This is a genomic window from Candidatus Schekmanbacteria bacterium, assembly GCA_003695725.1.
Taxonomy (GTDB): Bacteria; Schekmanbacteria; GWA2-38-11; order GWA2-38-11; family J061; genus J061.
Genome location: RFHX01000072.1, coordinates 1 through 5,008, shown reverse-complemented (window position 1 = coordinate 5,008; position 5,008 = coordinate 1). Strand labels below are relative to the sequence as shown.

The 5,008-nt window shown below is 38.2% G+C and carries 7 protein-coding genes; 5 read left to right on the top strand and 2 right to left on the bottom strand.

The window, feature by feature from the left end; translation table 11 throughout:
- The first annotated feature begins 68 nt into the window (after positions 1-68).
- The gene (locus D6734_03215) at positions 69-965 is read left to right on the top strand and encodes a cysteine synthase family protein (protein ID RMF96833.1); all 897 of its coding nucleotides are present in this window, start codon (positions 69-71) and stop codon (positions 963-965) included.
- A gap of 21 nt (positions 966-986) precedes the next feature.
- Positions 987-1,412 carry a DNA-binding protein gene (locus tag D6734_03210; protein RMF96832.1) on the top strand — a complete coding sequence of 142 codons (426 nt, stop codon included), beginning with the start codon at positions 987-989 and terminating at the stop codon, positions 1,410-1,412.
- On the opposite strand, the gene D6734_03205 is transcribed toward D6734_03210, so the two are convergent.
- The gene (locus D6734_03205; protein ID RMF96831.1) at positions 1,409-2,089 is read right to left on the bottom strand and encodes an endonuclease III domain-containing protein; all 681 of its coding nucleotides are present in this window, start codon (positions 2,087-2,089) and stop codon (positions 1,409-1,411) included. The two genes, D6734_03210 and D6734_03205, sit on opposite strands and share 4 nt — an antisense overlap.
- Positions 2,090-2,104: 15 nt before the next feature.
- Positions 2,105-2,584, bottom strand: coding sequence for a PaaI family thioesterase (locus tag D6734_03200; GenBank protein ID RMF96830.1), 480 nt, complete (start codon positions 2,582-2,584; stop codon positions 2,105-2,107).
- 165 nt (positions 2,585-2,749) lie between these two features.
- On the opposite strand from D6734_03200, the gene D6734_03195 reads away from it, so the two are divergent.
- Genes D6734_03195 through D6734_03185 form a run of 3 tightly spaced genes read left to right on the top strand, consistent with a single transcriptional unit; the run spans position 2,750 to position 4,976 of the window.
- Positions 2,750-4,003, top strand: a complete 1,254-nt coding sequence (locus D6734_03195; GenBank protein ID RMF96829.1) for a 3-isopropylmalate dehydratase large subunit — start codon at positions 2,750-2,752, stop codon at positions 4,001-4,003.
- A 14-nt stretch (positions 4,004-4,017) separates the two neighbouring features.
- Positions 4,018-4,518, top strand: a complete 501-nt coding sequence (locus D6734_03190) for a 3-isopropylmalate dehydratase small subunit (GenBank protein RMF96828.1) — start codon at positions 4,018-4,020, stop codon at positions 4,516-4,518.
- 11 nt (positions 4,519-4,529) lie between these two features.
- Entirely contained in the window at positions 4,530-4,976 is a 447-nt protein-coding gene (locus D6734_03185) for a DUF1232 domain-containing protein (GenBank protein RMF96827.1), read from the top strand.
- Positions 4,977-5,008 lie beyond the last annotated feature (32 nt).

The following is a 5,008-nucleotide window of genomic DNA, read 5'->3' as shown; positions in this document are numbered from 1 at the left end:
TCTTTACAGGCAAATCTTTTTGAAGATAAAAATATCAAATATTATGAATTGAAATAGGAGGAATTCCAATGGGCATACTTGATATGATTGGCAATACACCATTGGTTGACTTGAGTCCTTTGTCTAAATGCGGTGGAAGAATTTTTGCAAAAAATGAGTCGAAGAATCCATCAGGAAGCATTAAGGATAGAATTGCAAAATTTATGGTAGAAATGGCAGAGCTTACAGGAGAATTAAAACCGGGTGACAGAATTGTAGAGGCGACGAGTGGAAATACAGGCATTGCATTTTCTATGGTTGCAAAGGAGAAGGGGTATAAAATGATAGTAGTTATGCCCAAGAATATGAGCGAAGAAAGGAAACAAAGGATTAAAGAACTGGGCGCTGAGCTTGTTCTTGTTGGGGAAAGCGATTTTGATGGAGCTATAAAAAAGGCATACGAGATAGCAAGTGAGCCGCATACATTTATTCCTCGCCAATTCAGCAATTATACAAACACTTTGACTCATATAACGACAACAGGGCGTGAAATCATAAAGCAGTTTCGCCACATCGATAAAGATGGCAAGATTGATGCCTTTGTTGCGGGTACAGGGACAGGAGGTACATTGATGGGTGTGAGAGTGCGCCTTTTGAGAGAATTCCCTGAACTCAAGACCATTGCAGTTGAGCCTGCAGAATCTGCTGTAATGAGCGGTGGATGTCCAGGAATGCATAAAATTCAGGGAATTGGAGACGGATTTATTCCTGACCTTGTAGATATGCAGTATATAGATGAAGTGGAGGCAATTCCTTCTGACGAAGCGATAGCTACTGCTAAAATGCTCAAGGATGAATTTGGGTATGAAGTAGGCATTTCAAGTGGGGCTAATGTTTGCGCAGCAATGCGAGTATCAGATAGATATGAAACGATTGTTACGATTCTTCCTGATTCGGGCGATAGATATGCATCGATGGGTCTTTAATGATAATTTGAGGTAAGACTTATGAATAATGAATACAAGATTAAGAGAATAATTGTAGGGAAGTTGCCCTACGGAGAGGATTTGCTTCGTAGTATGACTGAAGTATGCAGAGAGAAAAATGTAAGAATTGGGACTATTCAACTTATTGGTGCTGTAAAAGAGGCAGCAGTAGGTTTTTATGACCAGCAGAAAAAAGAATATATCCCTCTTAATTTTTATGAGCCCCTTGAAATTGTTTCATCTTTTGGAAATGTTTCAATAAAAGATGACGATATCTTTGTTCATCTTCATGTTACGCTCTCGAAGGGAAAGGGAAATGCTATAGGAGGACATCTTCTCTCGCCTACAAAAGTTTTTGCCTGCGAATATTCCATTTTAGAGCTCGAGGGCAAAGAGCTTATAAGAAAATACGATGAGACAACAGGTTTGTATCTGTGGGATATTTAAATTTCTGCCGCAGGGTTATGTCCGTTGAATCCCAAGAGTGGACACTCTGAACACTTTGGTTTCCTTCTGCAATAGTTGTTACCAGCAAAGACTAAGAGCGCATGATATTCATTATAAAGTTGTGTGTTATGCGGAAGATTGTCCATAAAAAATTTTTGGTATTCATCGTAGGTTGCATTGAAAGGCAGAAGGTTGTGCCTTGAAAGTATCCTTTTCGTATATAAATCAATTACAAAGATGGGTTTATCGAGGGCATAAAGAAGAATGCTGTCAGCCGTTTCAGGACCAATTCCATTTAAATCGAGAAGTTTTTTTCTTAATAGGGCTGTATCCTGTTTTCTCATATTGTCTATTATGCCGCCATATTCATTTTTTATGAATCTGCAAAATGCGGCAAGACGTTTTGCTTTCTGATTAAAATAACCTGATGGTTTAATCAGTTTTGCTATCTCTTTTTCATTCAACGATGAGAATTTCTTAAAGGACAGAGCTCCTGCCTTTTTAAGATTTACTATGGCTTTTTCCACATTTTTCCATGCTGTGTTTTGTGTTAAAATTGCGCCAATCATAACTTCGAATCTGGTCTTGGCAGGCCACCAATGTCGAGGTCCTGCTTCAGATAAAAGGATTTCATATATTTTTAGTAACTTTTCTTTATTGGAAGTTGAAACTGACATTTCTTGGAAAAATTTTTAAAGATATTTACCCCAACTTTCAGGAATTTCATCCCAACCGGTTAGCTTTTTGAAAAGAGCTTTGTTAACGGCTATTACATCAGAAACAACTTTCGTACATATTTTTCCTTTACCATTTTTTAGCACAGCTTCCACTGTGAAGATATTCCCTTCTTCTTTTACGATTTTACCTTCAATTCTTAGTTTTTCATCTATATAGACAGGTTTAAAAAATTCAGCTGTTAGTTGTTTTGTTGCTCCCATCTTTCCTCTTTTTACCATTACAGTCCAAATAGTAAGGTCGTCCAAAACTGTACATTGAAGTCCTCCGTGGAATATTTTTTCAAAGCCGCAGTAATGTTCAGAAGGACGAAATTCAGAAATTACATATTCACCTTCTTTAAAATACCGAAGGTGAAAACCCAATGGATTTTTGGGACCGCAAACAAAACAGCTGTTATTTTCAAGGTCATTGGGTATTTCTTTTTTTTCTTTCATTGCCTATTCCTGATTTTTATGAAAAAGCTCATTTGAATTAACATATAGCTATTTTGCAGTCTATAAAAAAGAAGTGTATTTTGTATAGATAATTATTTTTACAAGTGCTATCAATATTATTGTAGTAAGTTTTTTTCACATCAAGAAAGAGGAGGCAGAAATTTTATGGGCAAAACGATGGCAGAAAAGATTTTGAGCGCCCATAGTGGGAAGGATTTGTATGCAGGAGACATTGCTGTCGTCAATGTTGATTTAAGCTATGTGCAAGATGGCACAGGCCCTCTTGCTGTGCGGCAGATGATTGAAATGGGATTGGAAAAAGCGCATAATCCTGACCACTCTATTTTCTTTTTAGACCATGCTTCACCCTCTCCGCGAAAAGAGCTTTCAAATGACCACAAACTTTTGCGTGAATTTGCACAAAAAACAGGGATTCACCTTTCCGAAATAGGCAACGGAATTTCCCATCATATAGTGCTCGAGAAGTATGCGAAACCGGGCGATTTGATTGTCGGAGCAGACTCTCATACCTGCACAGGAGGCGCTATTGGGGCTTTTGCCACAGGAATGGGCTCTACAGATGTGGGTGTTGCCATTGCCTTGGGGAAAACTTGGATGAGAGTGCCTGAAACATATAAGATCGTTGTAAATGGAGAGCTTAAAAAGGGAGTATATTCAAAAGATATCATTCTTCATCTAATCGGAATGATATCGAGCAGCGGGGCAACATATAAAGCGTTGGAGTTTCATGGAGATGTTATTGAAAAATTAACAGTCGATGCCCGTTCAACCATTGCCAATATGTCTGTTGAGGCAGGGGCTAAAACTGGAATATTTCCGCCAGATGAAAAGACAAAGGAATTTTTGAAAACTTGGGGAAGAGAAGCTGATTTCAAAGAATTATTCCCCGATGAAGATGCAGTTTATGAAAAAACGATAGAGATTGACGGGACCAAACTAAAACCAACGATTGCCTGCCCTCATCTTGTCCACAACACGAAAACAATAGATGAAATTGGTGATGTGCCGATTCATCAAGTTTTTCTCGGCACTTCCTGTAATGGGCGGCTTGAAGATTTGAGGATTGCAGCATCAATTCTTAAAGGGAAGAAAATCAACAAGAAGACAAGAATGATAGTGACTCCTTCATCGAGAAGCAATTATTTGAATGCAATGAAAGAAGGGCTTCTTGAAATTTTTGTTGAGGCTGGCGCTGTTGTAACAGGTCCGGGATGCGGTGCTTGTGTTGGTGTGCATGAGGGAATATTGGCTGATGGAGAAAACTGTCTTGCAACACAACCGCGAAATTTCAAAGGGCGAATGGGGAATCCGAATGCATTCATTTATCTTGGTTCACCGGCAGTTGCTGCTGCCACGGCAATAGAAGGCAAGATTGCAGATCCGCGCAATTTTTTATAGAGGGCAGAAAAGATATGAATATTATTGAAGGAAGATGTTGGAAATTTGGTGATGATATAAGCACAGATTTGATTGCGCCCGGACGGCTTTTTCATCTTCGTTCAAATCTTCCTGAGCTTGCAAAACATCTTTTAGAAGATGCAAAACCTGGTTTCTATGAAAAAATTTCTGAGGGAGATATTATCGTAGCAGGAATAAATTTTGGTCAGGGTTCGAGCCGCGAACATGCCCCTACAATTATTAAGATGGCTGGAATATCTGCTGTAGTTGCAAAAAGTTTTGCCCGCATCTTTTACCGCAACTGTATAAATGTGGGGCTTCCTGCTGTTATGGTTGATACAGACAAAATTAATGAAGGTGATATTTTGAGAATTGATATTGCAAAGGGCATCCTCGAGGATGTTAGTAGTGGAGAAAAATTTTCTTTTTCACCTTTGCCTGAAACAATGATGAAGATATTGGCTGAAGGCGGATTGGTTGCTTATATTAAAAAAAATGGCGATTTGATTCTATAGGTTTTCATAATATGTCACAACTGCTTTGGTTTGTCTTTATTGTTTTAGCAATTGCTTATTTTATTCTCCCAATAGATTTGCTTCCAGATTTCATCCCCTTTGGAGGGCGTCTCGATGACCTGATATTTCCCCTAGTTCTTTTGTGGTGGATGAAAAAAAAGTATGGCGGACAAAAGGTTGGAGATGGAGGTTATGACAAAGATTTTAATCAGAGCTATAATTATGAAGATTTGCGAAAGAATGGAGGAAAAAAAATATTCGACCCCTATGAAGTCTTGAATGTTAAGCGGGGGGCAAATGAAGAAGAAATTAAAAAGGCTTATCGTGAAATGTTAGCCAAATACCATCCAGATAAAGTGTCCCATCTTGGAGAAGAGTTACAAAAACTTGCCCATGAGAAGGTTATTGAAATTAAAAAGGCATATGAAGAACTTGAAAAGAGAGGATTCAATATTTAATTTATTTTTATAATGAATTAAATATCCTTAAT

Excerpts from the sequence above, each read along its gene's own strand:
- D6734_03215 (RMF96833.1), top strand. The coding sequence starts at position 69 with ATGGGCATACTTGATATGATTGGCAATACACCATTGGTTGACTTGAGT.
- D6734_03210 (RMF96832.1), top strand. The coding sequence starts at position 987 with ATGAATAATGAATACAAGATTAAGAGAATAATTGTAGGGAAGTTGCCC.
- D6734_03205 (RMF96831.1), bottom strand. The coding sequence starts at position 2,089 with ATGTCAGTTTCAACTTCCAATAAAGAAAAGTTACTAAAAATATATGAA.
- D6734_03200 (RMF96830.1), bottom strand. The coding sequence starts at position 2,584 with ATGAAAGAAAAAAAAGAAATACCCAATGACCTTGAAAATAACAGCTGT.
- D6734_03195 (RMF96829.1), top strand. The coding sequence starts at position 2,750 with ATGGGCAAAACGATGGCAGAAAAGATTTTGAGCGCCCATAGTGGGAAG.
- D6734_03190 (RMF96828.1), top strand. The coding sequence starts at position 4,018 with ATGAATATTATTGAAGGAAGATGTTGGAAATTTGGTGATGATATAAGC.
- D6734_03185 (RMF96827.1), top strand. The coding sequence starts at position 4,530 with ATGTCACAACTGCTTTGGTTTGTCTTTATTGTTTTAGCAATTGCTTAT.